Genomic DNA, 23732 nt, shown 5'->3' with positions numbered 1-23732 from the left:
GTCGGCACCGCGCTCGACCGTTCGGCGAGCGCACCGGCCCTGCTCGTGCGCATCAGCCGCGACCTCCTCGTACCCGTGTCCACCGGGAGCCAGCGTACGTGGTCCTTCCCGCGACCCCCGGAAGCGGGGGCGGCACGTCACCAGCGCGCGGGCAGATCCGGCGAGGTCGTCCCGGACGGCGTGACGCCCCCCGACTGCAGCGCGCGCGACATGACCTTCTGGAACACCGGCGCGGGCGCCTCCGACGTGTTCATCCTCGCCGGCGCGTCGAGCACGACGTAGACGACGTAGCGGGGGTCGTCGGCCGGGGCGATGCCGGCGAGCGAGACGAGGTAGCCCTTCGCGTAGCCGCCGCGGCCGTCGGACTCCTGCGCGGTGCCCGTCTTCGTCGCCACCCGGTAGCCGGGGATCCGCACGACGTCGCGCAGCCAGCCCTTCGTCGCGACGTTCTCCAGCATGCGCACCGTGCCGCGGGCCGCCTTCGCGGACACCACCCGGCGGGGCGCGCCCGTGTCGACGCGGTGGACCTCGCCGTCCGCGCCGGTGCAGGACTCGACCAGCCGGACCGGCAGCCGGACGCCGCCGTTGCCGAGGGCCTGGTAGGCGCTCGCCATCTGGACCGCGGAGGCCGTCATGCCCTGACCGAACATCGTCGCGAGCCGCGACTGAGGGTCCCAGTGCGGGGCGCCGACGCCGAGGGTGCCGGTCGCCTCCGCGCCGAAGCCGACCTCGGTGCGGGCGCCGAAGCCGAACGCCTTCAGCTCGTCGTACCGCTCCTGGTCGGGCAGTCGCGCGCCCAGCTGCGAGATGCCGGTGTTGCTGCTCTCGACGAGCACCCCGGTCAGGGTCAGCCGCTCGTCCCCGTGGTGCTCGCTGTCGTTCACGTCCGCGCCGTCGGCGGTGCGGAGCCGGTAGGGGGCGACGACCCGGCTACCCGGCGCGGCGAGGCCGTGGTCGAGCAGCATCGCGGCCGTGATCGGCTTCATCGTCGAGCCGGGCTCGTAGGGCGCGGTGAAGGCGCGGGAGCCGAGCGCGCCCGCGTCCGCGGCCGCCGTGACCCCGACCCGGTTCGGGTTCACCGTCGGCCAGTCCGCGACGGCGAGCAGGCGGCCGGTGCGCACCTCCTCCACCACCACGGCGCCCCACTGCGCGGCGGTCTCCCTGGCCCGCTCGGCGAGCACCTGCTGGGCGTAGTACTGCAGGTCGCGCTGCACCGTGAGCTCGACCTTCCCGCCGGGCTCCGCGGGACGCACCACCGCGTCGGAGCCCGGGATCGGCGTGCCGCCCGCCGAGACCTCGGCGACGGACTCGCCGTCCTTGCCGGCGAGGCAGCGGTCCCAGCCGTACTCGATCCCCGCCTGCGGCTGCTGCTGCGCGCCGACGAACCCGATCAGGTTGCCGGCGACGGCGCCCGCCGGGTACGTGCGCTGCTCGACCGCGCGGTAGTACAGCCAGCCGAGGTCGAGGCGCTTCACCCGCTCGAGCGCCGCGGCGTCGATCTGCTTCGCGATCAGCGCGTACTGCGCCTTCGGATCCTTCGTCAGCGCGCCGCGGACGGCGGCCGGGTCGAGGCGCAGCGCCGACGCGACCGCGGCGGCGTCCGCCTCGAACCGCTTCGAGGAGACCGCGATCCACGGCACCGCGGTGACCTCCCAGCGCTGCACGGTCGTGGCGAGCACGGTGCCGTCCGCGTCGACGATGTCGCCGCGGGGGCCCGGGAGCACGCTCGTGGTGCTCCGGCGGTCCTTCGACTCGGCGCGCAGCGCGTCGGCGCGCACGACCTGGACGTCGGCGAGGCGGCCGAGCACGACGCCGGCGAGCACCACGACGAGCACCAGCACGAAGAGCGGCCGGAACCGCCCCGGGCGTCGCCGCCGACCCATCCGCACCCTCCCGCCGTCCGCGCCCGGTCCGGCCGCGATCTCGGCGAACCTAGGCGAGGGGCCCCGCCTCCCAGGGGAGGCTCGCGCGGTCAGCGGACGATGCCGCCCGGTGCGCTCGCCCGGCCCTCCGCGGGCACCGTGCTGCCGAGCACCCGACCGGTGCGCGCGTCGAGGTAGGCGGCCTCGTCGTCCGGCACCATGCCGAGGGCGGCGGCACGCGCCGCGAGGCGCTGCGGGGCCGCGAGCGACCGCAGCGCCTCCTGGTCGGCCGCCTGTCGGTGCGCCAGCTGCTCCGACTGCTGCTGCAGCGCCGAGAGGCGGTAGGCGCTCTCGGCGGTGCCGATCGAGAGCACGAGCTGCGCCCCGACGACGCACGCGACCACCCCGACGAGGGCGGCGGCGGCGAGCCCGCGAGGGCGCGGCGCGGCGGCGCCCGCCGGCTGCGCGGCGGGCCGGGCGGGCGTCGCGGCCGGCTGCTCCGGTGCGGGCACCGCGGGCGCGGGCGCCACCGGTGCCGGCATCGCCGGCGCGAACGAGCGGACAGGGTCGTACGCGAGTGCGGTGCTCATCAACAGTCCCCCAACTGTCTCGACATCCGTGTCAGGCGGTGCGCGGCTCCCCCCGGATCCGCTCCGCCGCCCGGAGCCGCACGGATGCGGCCCTCGGGTTCTCCTGCACCTCCGCGTCCGCCGCCGTGGGGGTTCCCCGCGTCAGCATCCGGAAGGTGGGGGCCGTCTCGTCGGTCTCGACCGGGAGCCCTCGCGGGGCGGTCGAGACGGTGCGCGCAGCGAGTGCTCGCTTGGCGATCCGGTCCTCGAGGGAATGGTAGGAGAGGATGACGATCCGGCCACCTGTGAGGATGCGGTCGAGCGCCGCAGGGATCGCCCGCTCGAGCACCTCCAGCTCGCGGTTGACCTCGATGCGCAGGGCCTGGAAGACGCGTTTGCCCACGTGGCCGCGGGATTTCATCGCGGCGGGGGTCGCCTGCTCGAGGATCGCGACCAGCTGGGCCGAGCCCCGGACTGGGGTGGCCTCGCGGGCCGCCACGATCGCTCGCGCGTAGCGCCCCGCGAGGCGCTCCTCGCCGTACCGGCTGAAGATCCGCGCGAGGTCCGCCGCGGACCAGCCGTTCACGACGTCCGCGGCAGTGCGGGGCTCCCCCGGGTCCATCCGCATGTCGAGCGGCACGTCGCGGGCGTAGCTGAACCCGCGGTCGTCCTCGTCGAGCTGCATCGAGGAGACCCCGAGGTCGAACAGCACGCCGTCGACCGCCGGCAGGCCGGCCTCGTCGAGCGCGGCCGGGATCTCGTCGTAGACGGCGTGCACGCCGTGGAAGCGCGCTCCGAACCGCGCGAGCCGCTCCCCCGCGAGCGCGAGCGCCGTCGGGTCGCGGTCGACGCCGACGAGGCGCAGGCCGGGGAACCGCTCGAGCAGCGCCTCCGCGTGGCCGCCGAGCCCGAGCGTCGCGTCGACGACGACGGCGCCGTCGCGCTCGAGCGCGGGGGCGAGCAGGTCGAGCGTGGTGGCGAGCAGCACCGGCACGTGGCGCTCGCGCGCTCCCGCCGGCGGGCCCGACGCCTCCGGCCGCTCCGCCCGATCCCCATCCGTGTCCGCACCTGGCACCGGGGAAGTGTGTCAGGGGCGGCCGACGGAGGACCTGGCACCGGGGAAGTGCGCCAGGGCTCCCGCCACGGCTGGGAGTCGCACGGGACGGATCAGAGCACGCCGGGCACCACCTCGCCCTCGGCGTCCGCGAACGCGTCCTCGGTCGTGGCGAGGTTCGCCTCCCAGGCCGCGGCGTCCCAGATCTCGATCCGGTCGCCGACGCCGAGCACGGCGAGGTCGCGGTCGAGCCCCGCGTAGGCGCGGAGCACCGGCGGGATCGTGACCCGTCGCTGCTTGTCCGGCACCTCGTCGTGGGCGCCCGCGAGGAAGACCCGCAGGGCGTTGCGGGCGTCGCGATTCGCGGCCGGCACGGCGCGGATCCGCTCGGCGACGCGCTCGAACTCCTCGCGGGCGAAGACGTAGAGGCACCGCTCCTGGCCGCGCGTCATGACCACGCCGTCGGCGATGGCCTCCGCGAACTTGGCAGGAAGGATGATCCGCCCCTTCTCGTCGAGCCGGGGGGCGTACGTCCCGAGGAACACGGCGCCCACCCCTCGTCGCCGGCACCTCGCCGACGTGCACCACTTTACTCCACATCCCTCCACTCGGGGCACTCGTGACGGCCGCCGGCTCCACTTCCACCCCCGGGAACGACGAAGACCCCCGGGCCCTGGGCCCGGGGGTCTTCGTGAGAGGAGGTGCGTCAGCCGCGGCGGCGGCGCTCCCAGCGCTCGTTCATGCGGTCCATGAACCCGCCGCGACGCGCTCGGGGGGCCGCGGAGGAGGAAGAGGAGGAGGGGAAGGCGGGGCGACCCCGCCGGCCGACGGCCAGCAGCACGCCGCCGAACATCGCCGCGAACCCGATGACGCCGACGAACCAGTTCTGCAGGAGCACGCCGAGGACGAGACCGCCGATGCCCGCGATCGCGAGCAGCACGCCGCCGGCGATGGCCGTGTAGTTGACACGGCCGGATGCACGACCGACGGAGGCGACGAAGTCCGCATCACCGTGGTAGAGATTGCGCTCCATCTCGTCGAGAAGGCGCTGCTCCTGCTCCGAAAGTGGCATCCGGTTCCCTCACCTTTTCGAAAACGAGTGCGACGACGGCGACGGCTCGTCGCGCAAGTGTAGACGCGGGCGGCGCGGCTAGGCTAGGCGGGTGACCACCGGTGGCCGACTCGTCGACCTGGTGCGATCCCGGCTCGACGAGTTCCTCGACGCTCGAGCGTCGATTCTCGCCGCAGTGTCCGGGGACGCCCTCACGATGGGGGACTTCTCAAGGGATCTTCTGAGATTCGGGAAGCGGTACCGCGCGCGGTTCTGCTACTGGGGCTGGCAGGCCGTCCAGGGCACCGACGCGCAGGACTGGTTCGGGGACGACAGCCGTCGCGACCTGCCCGCGGTGGTCGGCGCGGCGTCGGCGCTCGAGCTCTTCCACGCCGCGGCGCTGGTGCACGACGACCTGATCGACGCCTCCGACACCCGGCGCGGCCAGCCGGCGGTGCACCGCCGCTTCGAGGCGGAGCACCGCGACCGCCGGTTCGTCGGCGACGCCGAGCGCTTCGGCACGTCCGCCGGCATCCTGCTGGGCGACCTGCTGCTCGTCTGGAGCGACGAGCTGTTCGCGGAGTCGCTCGAGCAGCTGGCCGACCGAGGCAACGCCCGCGCCGCGCGGGCCGAGTTCAACCGCATGCGTACCGACGTCACGGCGGGCCAGTACCTCGACGTCGTCGCCGAGGCCGCCTGGCCGCACGTCGACGAGCGCGACGAGGTCGCGACCGCGCTGAACGTCATCACCTACAAGTCGGCGAAGTACTCGATCGAGGCGCCGCTCGCGATCGGGGCGTCCCTCGGGGGCGCGTCGCTCGCGCAGATGGCCGCGCTGCGCGAGTTCGGGCTCCCGCTCGGCATCGCGTTCCAGCTGCGGGACGACCTGCTCGGGGTCTTCGGCGACAGCGAGGTGACCGGCAAGCCCGCGGGCGACGACCTGATCGAGGGCAAGCGCACCGTCCTCATCGCGCTCGCCCGTGCCGAGCTGCCCGTCTCGGCGAAGCGGACCGTGGACGAGCTGCTCGGCGACCCGGAGCTCGACGGCGACCAGGTGCAGGCCCTGCAGGAGACGATCCGCGCCTCCGGCGCCGTGGAGCGGACGGAGCGGATGATCGCGGAGCACGTGGATCGCGCCCTCGACGCGCTCGACGGCGCCCCGCTCACGGCGGACGCCCGCGACGCCCTCGGCCGCCTCGCCGAGTCGATCAGCGTCAGGACGTCTTAGTCCGGAGCGCCCTCCCCATGACCTCAGAAGGCCAGGGCCTGGGCCACCCGGCGGACCTCCGCCTTGCGGCCCGCCAGCAGGGCGTCGATCGGGGCGGCGCCGAGGCTGTCCTCCGGCTCGAGCAGCCAGGTGACCGCCTCGTCGTCGCCGAAGCCGCTGTCGCCCAGCAGGACGACCGTGCCGCGCAGCTCCGGCAGCGGGCCGTCCTCGGTCAGGAACACCTCGGGGATGCGCAGCACGCCGTCCTGCCGCTGGGCGAGGAGGTGCCGGTCCTCGATCAGCCGGCGGACGCGGCTCGGGGTGAGGTCGAGGCGCTCCGCGACGTCCGGGACGGTCAACCACACTCGCTCGCTCACGGCTCCAAGGATGCCAGTCCGCCGCGGCACCCCCAGTCCGGAGGGGCCCCGGCCCCGTCCACCCCGGCGGCCGCGGCGCCGCTGCGACACTGACGGCACGCCCCTCGGGGGAAGGGCGGAACGGGGACGAGCGATGACTTCGACCATGTCGGAGCACGGGCGGCGCATGCGGCCCGTGGGCCACCAGCGCGGCGCGCTGCAGACCGGGTTCGAGGCGGCGGGCCGCCTGATGGGCTCGCTGACCCGCACCACCGGGCACCGGCGGCGGGCCCCGGAGCCGGAGCGGCCGCGCCCCGACGGCGTCGTCGAGGTCGTCGTCGACGAGGGCGAGACGGTCGCGGACATCGCGGCTCGCCACGGCGCGTCCACCGCCGGCGTGCTCGCCCTGAACGGGCTGGGCTGGCGCACGCAGGTGCACACCGGGGCGGTGCTGCTCGTCAAGCCGGGCACGCGTCCGGCGCCGGCGGGTCCGGCCGACGACCTGCACCGCCACCGCGTCGCCGACGGCGAGACCGTGTCGGCGATCGCGGACCGGCACGGCGTCGCGACCGCCGCGGTGCTGCTCGCGAACGGCATGTCCCGCGGCAGCGTCGTCCGCTCCGGCCAGCAGCTCGTGATCCCGGTGGCGAACACGCGCCGCACGGGTTCGGGCGCCGTCCGGCTGTCCGGGGAGATGCGGGAGAACGCCCGCCTCGTCGTCGCCGCCGGCCGCTCGCTCGGCATCCCCGACGACGGGCTCGTGATCGCGCTCGCCGCCGCCATGGAGGAGTCGTCGCTCGTCGGCGCGGGCCTCGCGCCGGACGCCGTCGGCGTCTTCCAGCAGCGGCCCGTCGACGGCTGGGGCTCGGACGGCGCGCTGCTCGACCCCTACCGGGCGGCGCTCGCGTTCTTCGGGGACCCGAGGGCCGGCGTCGCGCGCCCCGCGGTCGGGCTGCTCGACGTCGACGGCTGGCCGTTCATGAGCGTCGGGGAGGCCGCCGCCGCGGTGCTGCGCACCGCCGCGCCCGCCGCCTACGCGAAGTGGGAGCGCCCCGCGCGCGAGTGGCTCCGCGAGCTCGACCGCGAAGCGGGCCGCTGACGACTTGACGCCCCGCGCGGCCGGTCGCCCGGGCGTCCCGGCGGGCGGTCCATACACTGCCGGGCGTGACCGCCGCACCCTCCGACCCGCTGGTGGGCCGGCTGCTCGACGGCCGCTACCAGATCCGCGCCCGCATCGCGCGGGGCGGCATGGCGACCGTCTACCTCGCCACCGACCTGCGCCTCGAGCGCCGCGTCGCCGTGAAGGTGATGCACGCGCACCTCGCCGACGACGCCGCCTTCCGCGACCGCTTCATCCAGGAGGCGCTGTCGGCCGCCCGGCTGTCCGACTCCCACGTCGTCAGCGTGCTCGACCAGGGGCAGGACCTCGGCACCGCCTACCTGGTGATGGAGTACCTGCAGGGCATCACGCTCCGCGACCTCCTCGGCGAGTACGGGCGCCTGACGCCGGAGCAGGCGTTCGACATCCTCGAGGCCGTGCTGCTCGGGCTGTCGGCCGCGCACAAGGCCGGGATCATCCACCGGGACCTGAAGCCCGAGAACGTGCTGCTCGCCGACGACGGCCGCATCAAGCTCGGCGACTTCGGGCTCGCCCGCGCGGCGACGAGCAGCACCGCGAGCGGCCAGGCGCTGCTCGGCACCATCGCCTACCTCTCCCCCGAGCTCGTCACCCGCGGCATCGCCGACACCCGCAGCGACGTGTACGCGGTGGGGATCATGATGTACGAGATGCTCACCGGGGAGCAGCCGTTCAAGGGCGAGCAGCCGGTCCAGATCGCGTACCAGCACGCGAACGACAGCGTGCCGGCCCCGTCGCTCACGACGCCGTCGGTGCCCGCGCCGCTCGACGACCTGACGCTGTGGGCGACGAGCCGCGACCCCGAGCAGCGCCCGCGCGACGCCCGCGTCATGCTCGACCACCTCTTCGAGGCGCAGGACCTGATGCGGGAGGCCGGCGAGGCGGCGACCGGTCCGGTGCCGCGCCCGACGCTGCCGACCGCGGCCACCGCGGTGCAGCCGCAGGCCGTCGCACCGCGTCGCCGAGGCGCGGCGACCGACACCATCGAGCGGCTGCGCGCCGTGAGCTCCCGGGCGCACCGGCGGGGCGTCTGGATCTTCGGCGCCGTCCTCGTCGCCGGAGCGGTCGCGGCGGGCACGGGCTGGTGGTACGGCCCGGGGCCCGGCCGCGTGGTGACCGTGGGCAGCCTCGCCGGGATGAGCGTCGTCCAGGCGTCCGCCGCGCTCGAGCAGCAGGGGCTCGAGGTCGCGAGCACCCGGGGCTCCGCGTGGGACGACCGGCACCGCGCGGGCACGGTGTCCGCGACCCGGCCGTCGGCCGGCGCGAGCGTGAGCGCCGGCTCCGTCGTCGTGCTCGTCGAGTCGAAGGGCGCGGAGCCGGCGACCATCCCGTCCGTGAAGGGGATGACCCGCGCCGAGGCGACCTCCACCGTCGACGACGCCCGCCTGCGGCTCGGCGCCGCGCTCGAGCGCGCCTCGAAGCGGCCGGCGGGCACGGTGCTGCGGCTCGCCGACGCCGAGGGCGCGACGCTGCCCGCCGGCCGGACCGTCCCGGCGCGCACCACCGTGCGGCTCGTGCTGGCGCGGGCGGAGACCCCGCTCGACGGTGCCGTCGCCGGCGTCACCGGTGCTGCGAACGGCGTCGCCGGTGCCGCGAGCGGGCTGGCGGACGCCGCCGGCGCTGCGGGCGACGCGCTCGGCGCCGCGGAGTCCGCTGCGGGCACGCTGCTCGGCCGCTGAGCGCGGACCCGCGGCTCAGGTGCTGGCGAGCTCCTCGGCCACGAGGAACGCGAGCTCCAGCGACTGCATGTGGTTCAGCCGCGGGTCGCAGAGCGACTCGTAGCGGGTGGCGAGGTCCGCCTCGTCGATGTGCTCCGAGCCGCCGAGGCACTCGGTCACGTCGTCGCCGGTGAGCTCCACGTTCATGCCGCCCGGGAAGGTGCCCGCCTCGCGGTGGGCCGCGAAGAAGCCGCGCACCTCGTCCACGACGTCGTCGAACCGGCGGGTCTTGTAGCCGGTCGGCGTCGTGATGCCGTTGCCGTGCATCGGGTCGGTGATCCAGAGCGGCGTCGACTCGAACGCCTTTGCGGCCTCCAGCAGGCCCGGCAGCACGTCCCGGACGCGGCCCGCGCCCATCCGGGTGATCAGCGTGAGGCGGCCCGGCTCGCGGTCGGGGTCGAGCCGGTCGACCAGGCGCTCCAGCTCGTCCGGCGTCATCGTCGGGCCGATCTTCACCCCGACGGGGTTCCGGATGCGGCTGAAGAAGTCGACGTGCGCGCCGTCCAGCTGCCGGGTGCGCTCGCCGATCCAGACGAAGTGCCCCGACGTGTCCACGGGCGTGCCGTTGCGCGAGTCGATGCGGGTCATCGCCCGCTCGTACTCCATCAGCAGGCCCTCGTGGGCGGTGAAGAACTCGACCCGGGTCAGCTCGTCGAAGTCGGCGCCGGCGGCCGCCATGAACTTCACGGCGCGGTCGATCTCGCGCGCGAGGCCCTCGTAGCGCTGGTTCGCCGGGTTTGCCGCGAACCCCTTGTTCCAGCTGTGCACCTCGCGCAGGTCCGCGAAGCCGCCCTGGGTGAACGCGCGGATCAGGTTCAGCGTCGAAGCGGCCGTGTGGTAGCCGCGCACGAGCCGGGCCGGGTCGTGCGCCCGCGACTCGGGGGTGAAGTCGAACCCGTTGACGATGTCGCCGCGGTAGGCGGGCAGCGTGACGCCGTCGCGGGTCTCGAAGTCGCTCGAGCGCGGCTTGGCGAACTGCCCCGCCATCCGGCCCATCTTCACGACCGGCATCGAGGCGCCGTAGGTGAGCACGACCGCCATCTGCAGGATCGTCTTCACCCGCGCCCGGATCCGGTCCGCGGTGGCCGCGGCGAACGTCTCGGCGCAGTCGCCGCCCTGCAGCACGAACGCGCGGCCCGCCGCGGCGTCGGCGAGGCGGGCGCGGAGCCGGTCGATCTCGCCGGCGAAGACGAGCGGGGGCAGCCCGGCGAGCTCCTGCGCGCGCTCGGCCGCGGCGGCGGGGTCGGCCCACGTCGGCTGCTGGCGCACCGGCAGCGTGCGCCAGCGGTCGAGCCCGGCGAGCACCTCCGGGGTGGCGGGCACCTTCGCGTCCTCGAACGTCTGCTGCAGCACGGCGCCTCCGACCCTCACGCCGCCGCCGCACGGCGGAGCGTGCTGGCGTAGACGTCGACGTACTCCTGCCCGGACAGCCGGGCGATCTCGACCATGATCTCGTCGGTGATGGAGCGCAGCACGAAGCGGTCGCCCTCCAGCCCCTCGAACCGGCTGAAGTCGAGGGGCTCCCCGATCACGATGCCGATCCGCCGCACCTTCGGGATCTTCGCGCCGATCGGCATCGACTTGTCGGTGTCGAACATCGCCACCGGCACGACGGGCACCTTCGCCTCGAGCACCATCCGCGCGACGCCGGTGCGGCCGCGGTAGAGCTTGCCGGAGGGGCTGCGCGTGCCCTCGGGGTAGATGCCGAGCATCCCGCCGCGGCGCAGCACGTCGACGCCCGTGTCGAGCGACGCCTCGCTCGCCTTGCCGCCGGAGCGGTCGATCGACAGCTGACCGATCCCGTTCATGAACGTGCGGAGCACGAACCCCTTGAGACCGCTGCCCGTGAAGTAGTCGCTCTTCGCGAGGAACGTCACGCGTCGCTTCAGCGCGAGCGGGAGGAACAGCGAGTCGAGCACGGACACGTGGTTCGACGCGAGGATCACCGGGCCGGACGCCGGGACGTTCTCCGCCCCGGACACCCACGGACGGAACGTGGAGCGCACGTAGGGGCCGAGGAAGAAGTTCTTGAGGATGTAGTACAGCATCGCGCGCCCCCTTCCGGCCGTCGGTCGAGGCTACCGGCTCGCCGGCGGGCGGATCGCAGCGCTCAGGCGGGCAGGTGCGGCCGCAGCGCGCCGTCCTCGTGCAGCCGGGCGAGGTCCGCCGCGCCGACGACGCCCGCCTCGTTGCCGAGCTCCGCGGTGGCGAACACGGGCTCCGGGTGGAAGCCGCGGGCGGGCAGGTGGTCGAGGAACCCCCGCCGCACGGGCGCCAGCAGCCGCTCCCCCGCCGCCGCGACCCCGCCGCCCAGCACGAACAGCTGGGGGTCGAAGGCGACCGCGAGGCTCGCGCACGCCTGCCCGACCCAGGATCCGAGCTCGTCGAGCGCCGCGAGCGCGCCGGGGTCCCCCTCGCCGACGAGGCGTCCCACCTCCGGCCCGGGCAGCACTCCGCCCGCCGCGTCGCGCGCCGCCGCGAGGGCCGTGCCGATGCCGCCGGCGTCCGCGATCGCCTCCGCCATGCGCTGCAGGGCGCGGCCCGAGCCGTACTGCTCCAGGCAGCCCCGCGCGCCGCAGCCGCACGGCAGCCCGCCCGGCACGACCCGCAGGTGGCCGAGCTCCCCCGCGACGCCGAAGCCGCCGCGCAGCAGCCGGTCGCCGATCACCACCGCTCCGCCGACCCCGGTGCCGAGGGTCAGCACGACCATGTCGGACACGAGGCGGCCCGCGCCGAAGCGGAACTCCGCCCAGCCGGCGGCGTTCGCGTCGTTGTCGACGACGACCGGCACGCCGAGCCGCTGCTCGAGCCGCTCCCGCAGCGGCTCGTTGCGCCACCGGATGTTCGGCGCGTAGTAGACGGTGGACTGCGCGGCGTCGATGAAGCCGGCCGCCGCGACCCCGACGGGCAGGCGCTCCCCCGCGGACAGGCGCTCGATCATCGTCGCCACCGCGTCCTCGAGCGCCCCCGGGTCCCCGGCGTCGGTGGGCACGCGGTCCTGGGCGAGCACCTGCCCGAACTCGTCGACGACCCCGCCCGCGATCTTGGTCCCGCCGATGTCGATGCCGATGCTGCGCACGGCCGCGAGCCTACGGAACGGGAGGGCGCCGGTAGCATCGGGGCTCCATCAGGCGAAGGAGCCAGCCGTGCAGGAGTCCGAGTCCCGCGTCATGACGGAGCCCGAGCCGGCGCTCAACGTCGCCGACCTGCTCGCGCAGCGGGCCACCGCGACGCCCGATCTCGTGCTCTTCGGCATCCCGGAGGGCGACCGCTGGCGCTCGGTCACCGCTCGCGAGTTCCGCGAGCGCGTCGTCGCCATCGCGAAGGGGTTCATCGCCGCGGGCATCGAGCCAGGCGACCGCATCGGGCTGCTGTCGTCCACCCGCTACGAGTGGACCCTGATCGACTTCGCCGCCTGGTACGCCGGCGCGCTCGTCGTGCCGGTCTACGAGACGAGCGCGCCGGAGCAGGTCCGCTGGATCCTCGAGGACTCCGGCGCGGTCGCCGTCGTCGTCGAGACCGCGGAGCACTACACCCGCGTGGACGAGGTGCTGCCCGACCTCGACGACGTGCGCGAGGTCTGGCAGCTGCACCTCGGCGCGATCGACAAGCTGGTCGCCGCCGGCGCATCGGTCGACGACGGCGAGGTCGAGCGGCGCCGCCAGCTCGCGGTCTCGAGCGACACGGCGACGATCATCTACACCGCGGGCACGACGGGCCGGCCGAAGGGCTGCGTCCTCACCCACGGCAACTTCGTCGAGCTGTCCCGGAACGCCGCGCTCGCGATCCCGGAGGTCGCGAACGACCGCGCCGCGACCCTGCTCTTCGTCACCCTCGCGCACGTGTTCGCCCGCTTCATCTCGGTGCTGTCGGTGCACGCGGGCGTGAAGGTGGGGCACCAGTCCGACACCTCCCGGCTCGTGGAGTCGCTCGGCTCGTTCGAGCCGACCTTCCTGCTCGCGGTGCCGCGGGTCTTCGAGAAGGTCTACAACTCCGCCGAGCAGAAGGCGGAGACCGGCGGCCGCGGCGAGATCTTCCGCCGGGCCGCCGACATCGGCGTCGCCTGGTCCGAGGCGAAGGAGGCCGGCCGCGTCCCGTTCGCGCTCGCGGCCAAGTACCGCGTCGCCGACGCCCTGGTGTTCCGCAAGCTGCGCGGCGCGCTCGGCGGGCGGTGCCGCTGGGCGGTGTCGGGCTCGGCGCCGCTCGGCAAGCGCCTCAACCACTTCTACCGCGCGATCGGCGTCACGATCCTCGAGGGCTACGGCCTGACCGAGACCACCGCGCCGATCAGCGTCAACCGGCCGTCGCAGCCGAAGATCGGCACCGTCGGCCCGCCGCTGCCGGGCACGTCGATCAGGATCACCGACGACGGGGAGGTGGAGGTGCGGGGCATCGGGGTGTTCCCGGGCTACCTGCACAACGAGGCGGCGAACGCCGACGCGTTCGACGACGGGTGGTTCCGCACCGGCGACATCGGGTCCCTCGACGAGGACGGGCACCTGATGATCACGGGGCGCAAGAAGGAGATCATCGTCACCGCCGGCGGCAAGAACGTCGCCCCGGCCGAGCTCGAGGACCCGATCCGGGCGAACCCCGTCGTCAGCCAGGTCGTCGTCGTCGGCGACCAGCGGCCCTTCATCGCGGCGCTCGTCACGCTCGACGCGGAGATGCTGCCGACCTGGCTGAAGAACAAGGGCCTCGACGGCTCGATGTCGCTCGAGCAGGCGGCGGAGTCGGACGAGGTGCGGGCCGAGGTCCAGCGCGCGATCGACGCCGCGAACACCCGGGTGTCGCGCGCGGAGGGCGTGCGGGCGTTCCGCATCCTCACCGAGGACTTCACCGAGGGCAACGGCCAGCTGACGCCCAAGATGAGCATCAAGCGCCACGTCATCCTCGAGCGCCGGAAGGACGACATCGAGGCCCTGTACGCCGAGGCCAAGCGGGAGCGCGAGGCGCAGGCCGCCCGCTGACCCGCCGGTCAGCGGAACCAGGGGGCGCGCCGGACCACGCCCATCGCCTCGCGGCGGACGGCGGGCTCCAGGCGGGTCAGGTACAGGCGGCCGTCGAGGTGGTCCTGCTCGTGCTGCAGCGCCTCCGCCAGCACGCCCTCCCCCTCGACCTCGACGACCGAGCCGTCGAGCAGGCGACCACGGGTCCGCGCCCACGGGAAGCGGGGCGTCGGGAAGTGCAGGTCCGGCACCGACAGGCAGCCCTCGTCGAGGAGGACCGGCTCGCCGCGCACCTCGACCAGCTCGGGGTCGAGCAGGTAGCCGGTCGTCCCGTCGACCGAGTACGAGAAGGCGCGCAGCGCCACACCGATCTGCGGCGCCGCGACGCCGGCCCGGCCGGGGACCCGGACCGTGTCGAGCAGGTCCTGCACGAGCGCCTCCACCGTCGCGTCGACGTCGCCCACGGGCAGCGACGGGGTGCGGAGGACGGGGTCGCCGAAGAGGCGGATGTCGCGGACGGTCACGTCCGACGACGCTAGGGGACGGCGCGGACCGACCCGATCAGGCCTCGCGGCGGGACGGCAGCCCGTCGGCGACGAGGGCGGCCAGCGTGCGCGCCGCGTCCCGGGTCACCTGCTTCAGGTCCTTGTAGCTGACGACCGAGCCCGCCGCGAGCTGCGGGTCGTACGGGATCCGCACGATGTCGCGCACGCGGGACGCGAAGTGCGACTCGATCTCGTCGAGCTTGACGAGGCTCGTGCCGTGCGTCGCCGTGTTGATGGCGACGATCGCGTTCTTCACGAGGTCGCCGTAGCCGTTCGCCTCGAGCCACGTGAGCGTCTCGGAGGCGAGCCGCGCCTCGTCGACGCTGCCGCCGGAGACGATCACGATCGAGTCGGCGCGCTGCAGCGTCGCGCGCATGACGGAGTGCACGATGCCCGTGCCGCAGTCGGTGAGCGCGATCGAGTAGAACCGGGCGGCGAGGTCGGCGACGACGTTGTAGTCGTTCTCGTCGAACGCCTCGGACAGCAGCGGGTCGGTGTCCGAGGCCAGGATGTCGAGCCGCGTCTCGTCCCGGGAGACCAGCGACGAGAAGTCGGTGAAGCCGCTGACCGCGTTGGCCCGGATGACCACGTCGCGCACCGTCGCCCGGGTCTGCTTCGTGACCCGCTCCGACAGCGTGCCCCGGTCCGGGTTCGCGTCGATGGCGATCACCCGGTCCTCGCGCAGCGTCGCGAGCGTCATCCCGAGCAGCGTCGTCACCGTCGTCTTGCCGACGCCGCCCTTGCGGGTGAGCACCGGCACGAAGCGCGTGCCGCCCTCGAACGCCTTGGTGATGCGGGCGATCTCGTCCTTGCGGGCGCGCTCCGCGGCGGAGTCGCCGAGGTTGAGCCGGCGGAGCGTCGCCGCGTACACGAAGCGGTTCCAGGCACCGGTGGGGCGGGGGCGGACGCGACCGCCGTTCTCGATCAGCCGGTCGGCCGTCAGCATCGCGGCCGACTCGGGCTCCCCGGACGGCGCTCCCGCCCGGCGCTCCCGGCGCGTGGCGGTGCCGGCGCCGTCGAGGCGCGGCGGCTCGCCCACGGGCCGGAACGGCTCGCCGACGGGACGCACCGGGCGGGTGAGCTCACCGGTGAGGCGGGATCCGCCGAGCGTCCCCATGGGCGACGGCGGGGCGACGGGGCCGCCGAGCAGGGCGTCGTAGGCGCTGCCCGTGCGCCGCGGCGCCGGCATGGCGCCGAGCGGACGCCCGGTGCTCCGCGACACGGGACCGGTCGCGTCGGGCCGGATCGGCTGCTCGCCGGTGGGCGCGGTCGTGATGGCGACGCTCGAGGTCGCCGCGTCGAGCGAGCCGGGGTCGACCGCGTCGTCGTCGATGGCGACCGCGGCCTCGTCCTCGGGCGGCGCCGACCTCGGCAGCGGCGGCAGGTCCACCTCGATGGACGGGTGCGGCATGAGCCGGCCGATCGCCGACAGGTCGACGCCCGCGGCGCGGGTCACGAGGGCGATGCCCGCCGGGCCGTCCCCCGCTTCGCGCAGGCGGGACCCGGTGAGCAGGCTGCCGGTGGCGTCCGGCGTGCGCTTGTCTGTCACGGCTGCAGCTTCCTGGATCGGGTCGATGCTTCGAGCGTAACTTGAGGCTTCGGCCGTCCCCCGGAAGCGGGCGGCGCGTCTCGCCCGGACGCGGGGGTGCGGCGCTGCCCGCGCCGGGGCCCCGCCCGCCGCTACCCTTGCCCCGTGCACGTGCTCAGCGTCAGCTCCTTGAAGGGCGGGGTGGGCAAGACCACGGTCACCCTCGGTCTGGCGTCCGCGGCCTTCGCCCGCGGCGTGTCCACCCTGGTCGTCGACCTCGACCCGCAGGCCGACGTCTCCACCGGCATGGACGTGCCCGTGGCCCAGGTGAGCGTCGCCGACGTGCTCGCGAGCCCGAAGGAGAAGACCGTCCGCGCCGCGATCACGCCGTCGGGCTGGACGCGCGGCCGCGGCGGCGTCGTCGACGTGATGGTCGGCTCGCCGGCCGCGATCAACTTCGACGGGCCGCACCCGTCCGTGCGGGACATCTGGAAGCTCGAGGAGGCGCTCGCCCACGTCGAGGCGGAGTACGAGCTGGTGCTCGTCGACTGCGCGCCGTCGCTGAACGCCCTCACCCGCACGGCGTGGGCCGCGTCCGACCGCGTCTCCGTCGTCACCGAGCCGGGCCTGTTCTCCGTCGCCGCCGCCGACCGGGCGCTGCGGGCGATCGAGGAGATCCGCCGCGGGCTGTCCCCGCGGCTGCAGCCGCTCGGGATCATCGTGAACCGCGCGCGGATGCAGAGCCTCGAGCACCAGTTCCGGATCAAGGAGCTGCGGGACATGTTCGGCCCGCTGGTGCTGACGCCGCACCTGCCGGAGCGCACGTCGCTGCAGCAGGCGCAGGGCGCGGCGAAGCCGCTGCACGTCTGGCCGGGCGAGAGCGCGCAGGAGCTGGCGCGCATGTTCGACCAGCTGCTCGAGCGGGTGCTCCGCACCGGCCGGGTCGGCGAGTTCGCCACCGGCGAGATCCCCACCCAGGTCGGCGCCTAGCCCGCCCTGGGATCGCCCTGCAGCAGGACCTCCGCCCCGCAGCAGGACCTCCGCCCCGCAGCAGGACATCCGCCCGTCCGATCTCCTGCCGAAGGGCCGAGGTCCTGCTCGAGGGCTCGGACGAGCCGGCAGCGCGCCCGGCAGACGGTGCACCGCGGCGCACGACGAGCGCCGACCGGCACGAGATCCGCCGGTCGGCAGGACATCCGCCCGTCGGCAGGACGGCGGCCCGGCGGATCCCCTGCTCGAGGGCCGGAGTCCTGCTGCAGGGCTCCGGTCGTCGGGCGGCGGCCTCGGAACGTGTCGGGTCGGCTCAGCCGGCCTGGCGGGAGGCGCGTCGCGCTGCGAGCTCGTCCATCGGGTCGCCCTGCTCGGCGCGGTCCGCCTCGAGGTCGACCAGGTTCGACTCGACCTCGCGCAGCACCTTGCCGACAGCGATGCCGAACACGCCCTGGCCGCGCTGGAGGAGGTCGATGATCTCCTCCTGCGTCGTGCACAGGTAGACGCTCGCGCCGTCCGACATCAGCGTGATGCGAGCCAGGTCCGTGATCCCCCGATCACGGAGCTCCTCGATCGCCGTGCGGATCTGCTGCAGCGAGATCCCGGTGTCCAGCAGTCCCTTGACGAGCTTCAGGACCAGGATGTCGCGGAACCCGTAGAGCCGCTGCGAGCCGCTGCCGGCCGCACCGCGGATCGTGGGCTCGACGAGGCCTGTCCTGGCCCAGTAGTCGAGCTGCCGATACGTGATCCCCGCGACGCGCGCGGCGACCACACCTCGGTACCCTGCGGAGTCGTCCAACTCCGGCATGCCGTCCGTGAACAGCAAGCCGAGGTCGTACCGCTCCTCACTCCGATTCACCTCAGTCAATTTGGACTGCCTTCCACCCCCCACACGCCTCCACCAGCGGTGGAGGCGTGTTCTGTGGGGTCACGCTACAGACGGACCAGGGCTCGGGCAACGACATCGGCATCTCGAGGGGTGGCGTGTCGCGACCGGCGGGCGTCATCGGCGTCGTCAGACCTGCTTCTCGAGCGTGCGCTTCACCAGGGCGGCGCGCACCGTCTCGAGGCGCGCGACGAGCTCGGTCTCGCGCTCCTCGGCGCGCTGGCGGCTCGCGGAGTCGGGCCGGCGGCGCATCGGCAGCAGCGCGTTCGCGACGAGGTCGAGCTCGCGCTCCACCGCGATCCGCATCGCCCGCAGGTGCCGCGGCTCGATGCCGGCGCGGCGCAGGTCGACCAGCGCGCGCGTCGTGGTGACGTCGAGCTCGCCGAACACGTCGGCGGCGGGCAGGAGGCCGGCGGAGACCGCGTCGGACAGCAGCTCCGCCGTCGCGCCCGTGTCGGCGAGCAGCTCCTCCCGCGACCAGCGCCGCTCGGTCTCGAGGATCGTGATCGCCCCGGTCGCGGTGCCGGGCCACATCGGGTCGAGCCCCGCGTCGAGGTCGGCGAGGTACTGGCGGATCACCTTGAGCGGCAGGTAGTGGTCCCGCTGCATCAGCAGCACCAGCTTGATGCGCGCGATGTCCGAGTCCGAGAAGCTCCGGTAGCCCGACGGCGTGCGCGCCGGGTTGATCAGGCCCTTGTCCTCGAGGAACCGCAGCTTGGAGGGCGACAGCTCGGGGAAGTCCTGCTCGAGGCGGGAGAGGACCTGCCCGATCGAGATGGTGCCGGTGGCGGGCGCCGGCTCGCGGCGCTGCGGGAGCGCAGCGCTCATCGCGAGCCGACCTGCGCCAGGTCGAGCCGGGACGCGTAGAAGGTCAGCCGGAACTTGCCGATCTGCACCTCCGCGCCGTCGGAGAGCAGCGCGGTCTCGATCCGCACCCCGTCGAAGAAGGTGCCGTTCAGGCTGCCGAGGTCCTTCACCTCGAAGGCGGTGCCGTGGCGCAGGAACTCCGCGTGGCGCCGCGAGACCGTCACGTCGTCGAGGAAGATGTCCGCCGACGGGTGGCGACCGGCGACCGTCTGGTCCTGGTCGAGCAGGAACCGGGCGCCGACGTTCGGGCCGCGCCGGACGACGAGCAGCGCCGACCCCGAGGGCAGCGCGCCCACCGCGGCCTGCTCCTCCGCCGAGTTGCCGGCCATCGCCGCGGCGAGCTGGGACCCGAACTCGTACCCGAACGACGCGGTGGTGTCCGGGCCGACGGACGGCTCCTCCCGTCGGCCGCGCGAGCGACCGTCGCGGTCATCGACCATGCGGCGACCTCCTCACGGGGGCAAGGCTAGCGGACGGCCCGCCCGCTCCGCCGTCCCCCGTTTCACGACGGATCGATCGGCCGGGCGCGTCGTCGGCGCCCCCGGCTAGCGTCGGCCCCATGTCCTGCATCCGCTTCAACACGGGGCCGCAGCGCGAGGCCATGCGCGACGCGGCGGCGCTCTCGGCCGGGGACGGCGCCGTGCTGCACCTCTCGCCGCCGGTCACGGAGTCCAAGCTGGCGCGCCTGCGGCTGCTCGCGGAGCACGAGCGGCCCGGGATCCGGCAGAGCGTCGCGTCCAGCCGGCACGCGCCGGTCGAGCTGCTGCGCCGCCTCGCGCGCGACCCCGAGCCGCAGGTGCGGGGCGAGGTGGCGAAGAACGAGTCCTCCCCCGCCGACCTCGTCGAGGCGCTCTCGGGCGACGCGGACGCCCGGGTGCGCTGCTGGGCCGTGCTGAACCCGCTGCTGCCGGACGGGGTCGTCCAGGCGCTGGCGACGGACCGGGACGCGCAGGTGCGGCGGCTCGCCGGCTGGCGGCTCGAGGCCGCCTCCCCCGCCCGCTGACGACTCGGGCCCGTTCCGGACATCCGGGTGCGCCGCGGCGGGCCCGGATGTCCGGAAGGGACCCGGGTGCGGCGCGGTGCTCAGCCGTCGAGGAGCGCCAGCAGCGCGCCCGGGCGCATCAGCCGGCCTCCCGCGGCCTCCACGCGCGCACCGAGGCCGCGGTCGGCCGTGACGACGGTCGTCGCGCGGTCGTCCGCGACGAGGCGCTGCACCTGCTCGACGACCGCGCCGTCGCCGTCGCGCTCCGCGCGGACGACCTCGACCCCGTCGACGTCCCCGGCGGCGCGGGCCTCGCCCTCGAGCACCGCGACGACCGCCGGCCAGCGCCGCACGACGGGCAGGAGGCCGTCCGCGGCCGGCTCGTCGACCGCGAGCCCGACGGCGTCGAGCACGGCGAGGCCCGCCAGCAGTCGCGACGCCGCACCGGTCCGGTCCCGCCACCAGCCGTCCGGACGGCTGCCGACGACGTTCGCTGCGTCCACGACGAGCACGTGGTCGGGGGCCGCGGCCTCGGCGCGCAGCTGCGGCCACGACGCCTCGAGGCCCGGGTGCAGCGCGCGCTGCGCGACGAGATCCGCCGGCACCCACTCGAGCCCGGTGCTCTCGGGGTCGCTGACCGCGACCGGCAGCGCTCCCGGCACCGCGGCGACGACCGTGGTGTAGCTCCAGGCGCCGAGGTCGAGCAGCGCGGCGAACCGCGGGCGCAGCGCCGCGACGTCGATCGCGGTCTCCTCGTGCGCCTCGCGGAAGGCGCCCTCGACGGGCCCCTCCCCCGCGTGCCGGGCACCGCCCGGCAGGCCCCAGGTGCCGCCGAAGTGGCTCCAGCCGACGCGGTGCTGCAGCAGCACCTCCCCCGCCGGGGTGACCGCGAGCAGCCCGGCCGCACCGTTGCGCCCCCAGAAGCGGCGGCCGCCCGGCAGATCGACCCAGCCGTCGGCGGGATCGCGAGGCCCCGGCGGCGGCCCGGGCGGCACGCTCGCCGACTCGGTCATCCCGCAACGCTAGAGCCCGGGTGCTGGGACGGGGCCCTCGCGGCCCCGTCCCAGCGCGGGCAGGTCAGACGGAGACGGCGACCGGCTCCGACGACGTCTCGAGGCCCGGCGCCTTCACCGCCCGGTCGCCGCCCGGCCGGACGAACCGCTTCAGGCCGACGAGGACGAAGGCGGTGACCGCCGCGCCGATCAGGATCATCAGGAACCAGAGCAGGAACGTCCCGAGGAACGGCTGGGGCACGAAGGAGAAGAACACGAAGATCCCGCCGTGCGGGGCTCGCGTCCCGAGGCCGAGGCCCATGATCGCGCCGCCGGTGATCGCGCCGCCGATCATGCTGGACGGGATGACGCGCAGCGGGTCGGCCGCCGCGAACGGGATCGCGCCCTCCGAGATGAAGGAGGCGCCGAGCAGCCAGGCGGCGAGCCCGTTCTCCCGCTCCACCTCGGTGAAGCCGCGGCGGTGGAGCACCGTCGAGGCGAAGGCCATCGCGATCGGCGGCACCATCCCGGCGCCCATGACCGCCGCCATGATCGTGAAGCTCGCCTGCGTCTGCGTCGCGAGACCGGTCGTCGCGAAGACGTACGCGGTCTTGTTGACCGGGCCGCCGAGGTCGAAGCACATCATCAGGCCGAGGATGATCCCGAGGACGATCGCCCCGGTGCCGGTGAGCCCGTTCAGGAAGCCGGTCAGCCCGCGCTGGATCCCGGCGATCGGTCCGCCGAGCACGAGCAGCATCAGGCCCGAGGCGATGATCGACGTGAGCAGCGGGATGATGATCACCGGCATCAGGCCGCGCAGCCAGCGGGGCACCGCGGGCCGGCCGATCGCCCGGGCGACGAAGCCCGCGATGAGGCCGCCGACGATGCCACCGAGGAACCCGGCGCCGAGGAAGCCCGAGATCGCGCCGACGACGAAGCCCGGCGCGATGCCCGGCCGGTCCGCGATGGCGTAGGCGATGTACCCGGCGAGCGCCGGGACGAGGAAGCCGAAGCTGAGCCCGCCGATCTGGAAGAGCGCGGCGCCGAGGTAGTAGAGGAGCCCCTCCGGCGGGAGGTTCAGGAGCGTGTAGTTGGTCAGCGTATAGACGGCGTTGCTGGCGCCGTTCGCGTTCGGCGCGTCGCTGCCGAGCGCGATGCCGTACCCCGCGAAGAGGAAGCCGAGCGCGATCAGCAGGCCGCCGCCCGCCACGAACGGGATCATGTAGCTGACGCCGGTGAGCAGCGCCCGCTTGATCGTCTGCCCGACGTGCTCGTTCGCCGCCGCGCTGCCGACCGCGGCGCCGCTCGCACCGCCGCCCTGGACGCGGGCGGCCTGCGGGTCGTCGATGGCCGCGAGCGCCTCCCGGACCATCTGCTCGGGCTGGTCGATGCCGCGCTTGACGGGCGCCTGGACGACCGGCTTGCCGGCGAAGCGGCCGCGGTCGCGCACGTCGACGTCGTTCGCGAAGATGACGGCCCCCGCCCGCGCGATGAGCGCCGGGTCGAGCGGGGTGGAGCCCGCGGAGCCCTGCGTCTCGATGTGCAGGTCGACGCCGAGCCGCTTCGCCGCGTTCGTCAGCGCGTCCGCGGCCATGTAGGTGTGGGCGATCCCGGTGGCGCAGGAGGTGACGCCGACGAGCACCGGGCGGTCGGACTCGACCCCGGAGGCCGGAGCGCTCGCGGCGGACCCCGGCGCCGGCCGCGTGGTCGGGTCCTCCTCGGCGGTCGCCCGCTCGACGAGGCGGACGACCTCGTCCGGCGTCGAGGCGCTCCGGAGCGCGGCCACGAACTCCTCGTCGATGAGGCTGCGGGCGAGCTTCGCGAGCAGCTGCAGGTGGAGGTCGTCGCCGCCCTCGGGGGCTGCGATCAGGAAGACGATGTCGGCCGGGCCGTCGAAGCCGCCGAAGTCGACCCGCGGGTCGAGGCGCGCGAAGGCCAGGCTCGGCTCCCGCACCGACGTCGAGCGGCAGTGCGGGATGGCGATGCCGCCGCCGAGGCCGGTGTCGGTCTTCTGCTCGCGGGCCCAGGCGTCGGCGGAGAGGTCGTCGACCGAGGAGGCGCGGCCGGCGTCGACGACCTTGGCCGCGAGGGCGCGGATGACCTCGCTGCGCTCGGTGCCGAGGTCGGCGTCGAGCGCGACGAGGTCGCGGGTGATCAGGGATGGCATGGGACTCGCACTCCTTCGTGTGGTGGGGGGGTCAGGCGACGACGACCTCGACGCCCGCGGTCTCCAGCGCGGCGGCGAGCTCGTCGTCGGGGGCTCGGTCCGTGATGAGCACGTCGAGGGTCTCGAGGGCCGCGAAGCGGATGAACGCCTCGGTGCCGAACTTCGCGGCGTCGACGAGGGCGACCGCGCGCCGGGCGCAGCGGATCATCGCCGACTTCACCGCCGCCTCCCGCTCGTCGGGCGTGGAGAGACCGAAGCCGGCCGAGATGCCGTTCGCGCCGACGAACGCGAGGTCGCAGCGCACCGCGGCGAACGCGTCGAGCGCGGCGACCCCCACGGCCGCGGAGGTCTCGGGCCGGACCACGCCGCCGACCGCGTGCACGACGAGGCGGGGGTTGTCCTGCAGCGCCAGCACGACCGGCATCGCGTTCGAGACCACATCGAGCGCCCCGTCCACGGGCGCGTGGTCGACGAGCAGGTCGGCGAGCGCGCCCGTCGTCGTCCCGGCGTCGAGGGCGATCGAGGAGGGCGCGGCGCTCGCGATCAGGTCGCGCGCGGCCCTCGCGATGCGGCGCTTCGCCGGCCCGTTGCGCTGCTCGCGCTCGCGCAGCCCGGGCTCCACGGGGCTGATGCGCCGGACCGCGCCGCCGTGCACCCGGCGGAGGGCCCCGGCCTCCTCGAGCGCGTCGAGGTCGCGGCGGATCGTCTCCGCGGTGACGTCGAAGGTGCGGGACAGCGCCGCGACGGAGACCCGTCCGGACGCATCCAGCTCGTCGATGATGCGCTGGTGCCGCTCCGTCGCGTACATGACCCCGATCCCGATCCGGGGCGGCCCTGCCCCGGATCTGCGTTCATGTGGAATCTAGCGACC

The 23732-nt window shown here is 74.7% G+C and carries 23 protein-coding genes; 6 read left to right on the top strand and 17 right to left on the bottom strand.

Annotated elements, in window-relative coordinates; translation table 11 throughout:
- Positions 1-137: 137 nt before the first annotated feature.
- The 5 genes from ACFSBI_RS04530 to ACFSBI_RS04510 form a co-directional block, all read right to left on the bottom strand.
- A complete protein-coding gene (locus ACFSBI_RS04530) occupies positions 138-1883 on the bottom strand; it encodes a peptidoglycan D,D-transpeptidase FtsI family protein (protein WP_377932463.1) in 1746 nt (581 codons plus the stop codon).
- A gap of 89 nt (positions 1884-1972) precedes the next feature.
- Entirely contained in the window at positions 1973-2452 is a 480-nt protein-coding gene (ftsL, locus tag ACFSBI_RS04525; protein ID WP_377932461.1) for a cell division protein FtsL, read from the bottom strand.
- Between the two features lie 31 nt (positions 2453-2483).
- Positions 2484-3425, bottom strand: a complete 942-nt coding sequence (rsmH, locus tag ACFSBI_RS04520) for a 16S rRNA (cytosine(1402)-N(4))-methyltransferase RsmH (protein WP_377932489.1) — start codon at positions 3423-3425, stop codon at positions 2484-2486.
- 173 nt (positions 3426-3598) lie between these two features.
- A complete protein-coding gene (gene mraZ / locus ACFSBI_RS04515) occupies positions 3599-4030 on the bottom strand; it encodes a division/cell wall cluster transcriptional repressor MraZ (RefSeq protein ID WP_377932459.1) in 432 nt (143 codons plus the stop codon).
- Between the two features lie 161 nt (positions 4031-4191).
- Positions 4192-4557: a DUF3040 domain-containing protein gene (locus tag ACFSBI_RS04510; RefSeq protein WP_377932457.1), complete on the bottom strand. Its 366-nt coding sequence runs from the start codon at positions 4555-4557 to the stop codon at positions 4192-4194.
- 91 nt (positions 4558-4648) lie between these two features.
- Between ACFSBI_RS04510 and ACFSBI_RS04505 the strand changes: the two genes are divergently transcribed.
- A complete protein-coding gene (locus ACFSBI_RS04505; RefSeq protein ID WP_377932455.1) occupies positions 4649-5764 on the top strand; it encodes a polyprenyl synthetase family protein in 1116 nt (371 codons plus the stop codon).
- 23 nt (positions 5765-5787) lie between these two features.
- On the opposite strand, the gene ACFSBI_RS04500 is transcribed toward ACFSBI_RS04505, so the two are convergent.
- Entirely contained in the window at positions 5788-6120 is a 333-nt protein-coding gene (locus ACFSBI_RS04500; RefSeq protein WP_377932453.1) for an Rv2175c family DNA-binding protein, read from the bottom strand.
- A gap of 145 nt (positions 6121-6265) precedes the next feature.
- Between ACFSBI_RS04500 and ACFSBI_RS04495 the strand changes: the two genes are divergently transcribed.
- Together ACFSBI_RS04495 and pknB are read left to right on the top strand one after the other, a co-directional pair.
- Positions 6266-7198 carry a LysM peptidoglycan-binding domain-containing protein gene (locus ACFSBI_RS04495; RefSeq protein WP_377932452.1) on the top strand — a complete coding sequence of 311 codons (933 nt, stop codon included), beginning with the start codon at positions 6266-6268 and terminating at the stop codon, positions 7196-7198.
- A gap of 65 nt (positions 7199-7263) precedes the next feature.
- Positions 7264-8916, top strand: coding sequence for a Stk1 family PASTA domain-containing Ser/Thr kinase (pknB, locus tag ACFSBI_RS04490; protein ID WP_377932450.1), 1653 nt, complete (start codon positions 7264-7266; stop codon positions 8914-8916).
- Positions 8917-8931: 15 nt separating this feature from the next.
- On the opposite strand, the gene ACFSBI_RS04485 is transcribed toward pknB, so the two are convergent.
- The 3 genes from ACFSBI_RS04485 to ACFSBI_RS04475 all read right to left on the bottom strand — a co-directional run bounded on the left by ACFSBI_RS04485 (position 8932) and on the right by ACFSBI_RS04475 (position 12034).
- Positions 8932-10305, bottom strand: a complete 1374-nt coding sequence (locus ACFSBI_RS04485; protein WP_377932487.1) for a class II 3-deoxy-7-phosphoheptulonate synthase — start codon at positions 10303-10305, stop codon at positions 8932-8934.
- A gap of 17 nt (positions 10306-10322) precedes the next feature.
- Positions 10323-11003 (bottom strand): lysophospholipid acyltransferase family protein, encoded by a 681-nt coding sequence (locus ACFSBI_RS04480; protein WP_377932448.1) that lies wholly within the window; start codon positions 11001-11003, stop codon positions 10323-10325.
- 62 nt (positions 11004-11065) lie between these two features.
- Positions 11066-12034 (bottom strand): ROK family glucokinase, encoded by a 969-nt coding sequence (locus tag ACFSBI_RS04475; protein ID WP_377932446.1) that lies wholly within the window; start codon positions 12032-12034, stop codon positions 11066-11068.
- A gap of 67 nt (positions 12035-12101) precedes the next feature.
- On the opposite strand from ACFSBI_RS04475, the gene ACFSBI_RS04470 reads away from it, so the two are divergent.
- Positions 12102-13925: an AMP-dependent synthetase/ligase gene (locus tag ACFSBI_RS04470; RefSeq protein ID WP_377932444.1), complete on the top strand. Its 1824-nt coding sequence runs from the start codon at positions 12102-12104 to the stop codon at positions 13923-13925.
- 8 nt (positions 13926-13933) lie between these two features.
- Here the strand turns inward: ACFSBI_RS04470 and ACFSBI_RS04465 are convergent, their stop codons facing one another.
- Positions 13934-14428: a peptide deformylase gene (locus ACFSBI_RS04465; RefSeq protein ID WP_377932442.1), complete on the bottom strand. Its 495-nt coding sequence runs from the start codon at positions 14426-14428 to the stop codon at positions 13934-13936.
- Positions 14429-14465: 37 nt separating this feature from the next.
- Entirely contained in the window at positions 14466-15998 is a 1533-nt protein-coding gene (locus ACFSBI_RS04460; protein WP_377932440.1) for a nucleotide-binding protein, read from the bottom strand.
- A 144-nt stretch (positions 15999-16142) separates the two neighbouring features.
- Here ACFSBI_RS04460 and ACFSBI_RS04455 point away from each other — a divergent pair, with 144 nt between their 5' ends.
- Positions 16143-16967: a ParA family protein gene (locus ACFSBI_RS04455; protein WP_377932438.1), complete on the top strand. Its 825-nt coding sequence runs from the start codon at positions 16143-16145 to the stop codon at positions 16965-16967.
- Positions 16968-17280: 313 nt separating this feature from the next.
- Here the strand turns inward: ACFSBI_RS04455 and ACFSBI_RS04450 are convergent, their stop codons facing one another.
- From ACFSBI_RS04450 to ACFSBI_RS04440, 3 genes are all read right to left on the bottom strand, one after another.
- On the bottom strand, positions 17281-17775 hold the full coding sequence (locus ACFSBI_RS04450) for a MerR family transcriptional regulator (RefSeq protein WP_377932485.1): 495 nt from the start codon (positions 17773-17775) through the stop codon (positions 17281-17283).
- 207 nt (positions 17776-17982) lie between these two features.
- The gene (gene ftsR / locus ACFSBI_RS04445; protein WP_377932437.1) at positions 17983-18681 is read right to left on the bottom strand and encodes a transcriptional regulator FtsR; all 699 of its coding nucleotides are present in this window, start codon (positions 18679-18681) and stop codon (positions 17983-17985) included.
- Positions 18678-19160 carry an FHA domain-containing protein gene (locus tag ACFSBI_RS04440; RefSeq protein ID WP_377932434.1) on the bottom strand — a complete coding sequence of 161 codons (483 nt, stop codon included), beginning with the start codon at positions 19158-19160 and terminating at the stop codon, positions 18678-18680. The genes ftsR and ACFSBI_RS04440 overlap by 4 nt, the downstream gene beginning before the upstream one ends.
- A 119-nt stretch (positions 19161-19279) precedes the next feature.
- Between ACFSBI_RS04440 and ACFSBI_RS04435 the strand changes: the two genes are divergently transcribed.
- Positions 19280-19723, top strand: a complete 444-nt coding sequence (locus tag ACFSBI_RS04435) for a hypothetical protein (protein ID WP_377932433.1) — start codon at positions 19280-19282, stop codon at positions 19721-19723.
- A gap of 80 nt (positions 19724-19803) precedes the next feature.
- Here the strand turns inward: ACFSBI_RS04435 and ACFSBI_RS04430 are convergent, their stop codons facing one another.
- The 3 genes from ACFSBI_RS04430 to ACFSBI_RS04420 all read right to left on the bottom strand — a co-directional run bounded on the left by ACFSBI_RS04430 (position 19804) and on the right by ACFSBI_RS04420 (position 23669).
- Entirely contained in the window at positions 19804-20715 is a 912-nt protein-coding gene (locus ACFSBI_RS04430) for an NUDIX domain-containing protein (protein WP_377932431.1), read from the bottom strand.
- 64 nt (positions 20716-20779) lie between these two features.
- On the bottom strand, positions 20780-22861 hold the full coding sequence (locus ACFSBI_RS04425; RefSeq protein ID WP_377932429.1) for a PTS fructose transporter subunit IIABC: 2082 nt from the start codon (positions 22859-22861) through the stop codon (positions 20780-20782).
- A gap of 31 nt (positions 22862-22892) precedes the next feature.
- The gene (locus ACFSBI_RS04420) at positions 22893-23669 is read right to left on the bottom strand and encodes a DeoR/GlpR family DNA-binding transcription regulator (RefSeq protein ID WP_377932428.1); all 777 of its coding nucleotides are present in this window, start codon (positions 23667-23669) and stop codon (positions 22893-22895) included.
- Between the last annotated feature and the right edge of the window lie 63 nt (positions 23670-23732).

Source organism: Amnibacterium endophyticum, assembly GCF_042680685.1.
In the GTDB taxonomy this organism is placed as follows: domain Bacteria; phylum Actinomycetota; class Actinomycetes; order Actinomycetales; family Microbacteriaceae; genus Amnibacterium; species Amnibacterium endophyticum.
The sequence above is the reverse complement of the archived record's forward strand: the minus strand, read 5'-3'. Positions and strand labels throughout refer to the sequence as shown.

Excerpts from the sequence above, each read along its gene's own strand:
- ACFSBI_RS04425 (WP_377932429.1), bottom strand. The coding sequence starts at position 22,861 with ATGCCATCCCTGATCACCCGCGACCTCGTCGCGCTCGACGCCGACCTC.
- ACFSBI_RS04510 (WP_377932457.1), bottom strand. The coding sequence starts at position 4,557 with ATGCCACTTTCGGAGCAGGAGCAGCGCCTTCTCGACGAGATGGAGCGC.
- ACFSBI_RS04495 (WP_377932452.1), top strand. The coding sequence starts at position 6,266 with ATGTCGGAGCACGGGCGGCGCATGCGGCCCGTGGGCCACCAGCGCGGC.
- ACFSBI_RS04440 (WP_377932434.1), bottom strand. The coding sequence starts at position 19,160 with ATGGTCGATGACCGCGACGGTCGCTCGCGCGGCCGACGGGAGGAGCCG.
- ftsR (WP_377932437.1), bottom strand. The coding sequence starts at position 18,681 with ATGAGCGCTGCGCTCCCGCAGCGCCGCGAGCCGGCGCCCGCCACCGGC.
- ACFSBI_RS04430 (WP_377932431.1), bottom strand. The coding sequence starts at position 20,715 with ATGACCGAGTCGGCGAGCGTGCCGCCCGGGCCGCCGCCGGGGCCTCGC.
- ACFSBI_RS04435 (WP_377932433.1), top strand. The coding sequence starts at position 19,280 with ATGTCCTGCATCCGCTTCAACACGGGGCCGCAGCGCGAGGCCATGCGC.
- ACFSBI_RS04420 (WP_377932428.1), bottom strand. The coding sequence starts at position 23,669 with ATGTACGCGACGGAGCGGCACCAGCGCATCATCGACGAGCTGGATGCG.
- ACFSBI_RS04530 (WP_377932463.1), bottom strand. The coding sequence starts at position 1,883 with ATGGGTCGGCGGCGACGCCCGGGGCGGTTCCGGCCGCTCTTCGTGCTG.
- ACFSBI_RS04450 (WP_377932485.1), bottom strand. The coding sequence starts at position 17,775 with ATGCCGGAGTTGGACGACTCCGCAGGGTACCGAGGTGTGGTCGCCGCG.
- ACFSBI_RS04480 (WP_377932448.1), bottom strand. The coding sequence starts at position 11,003 with ATGCTGTACTACATCCTCAAGAACTTCTTCCTCGGCCCCTACGTGCGC.
- ftsL (WP_377932461.1), bottom strand. The coding sequence starts at position 2,452 with ATGAGCACCGCACTCGCGTACGACCCTGTCCGCTCGTTCGCGCCGGCG.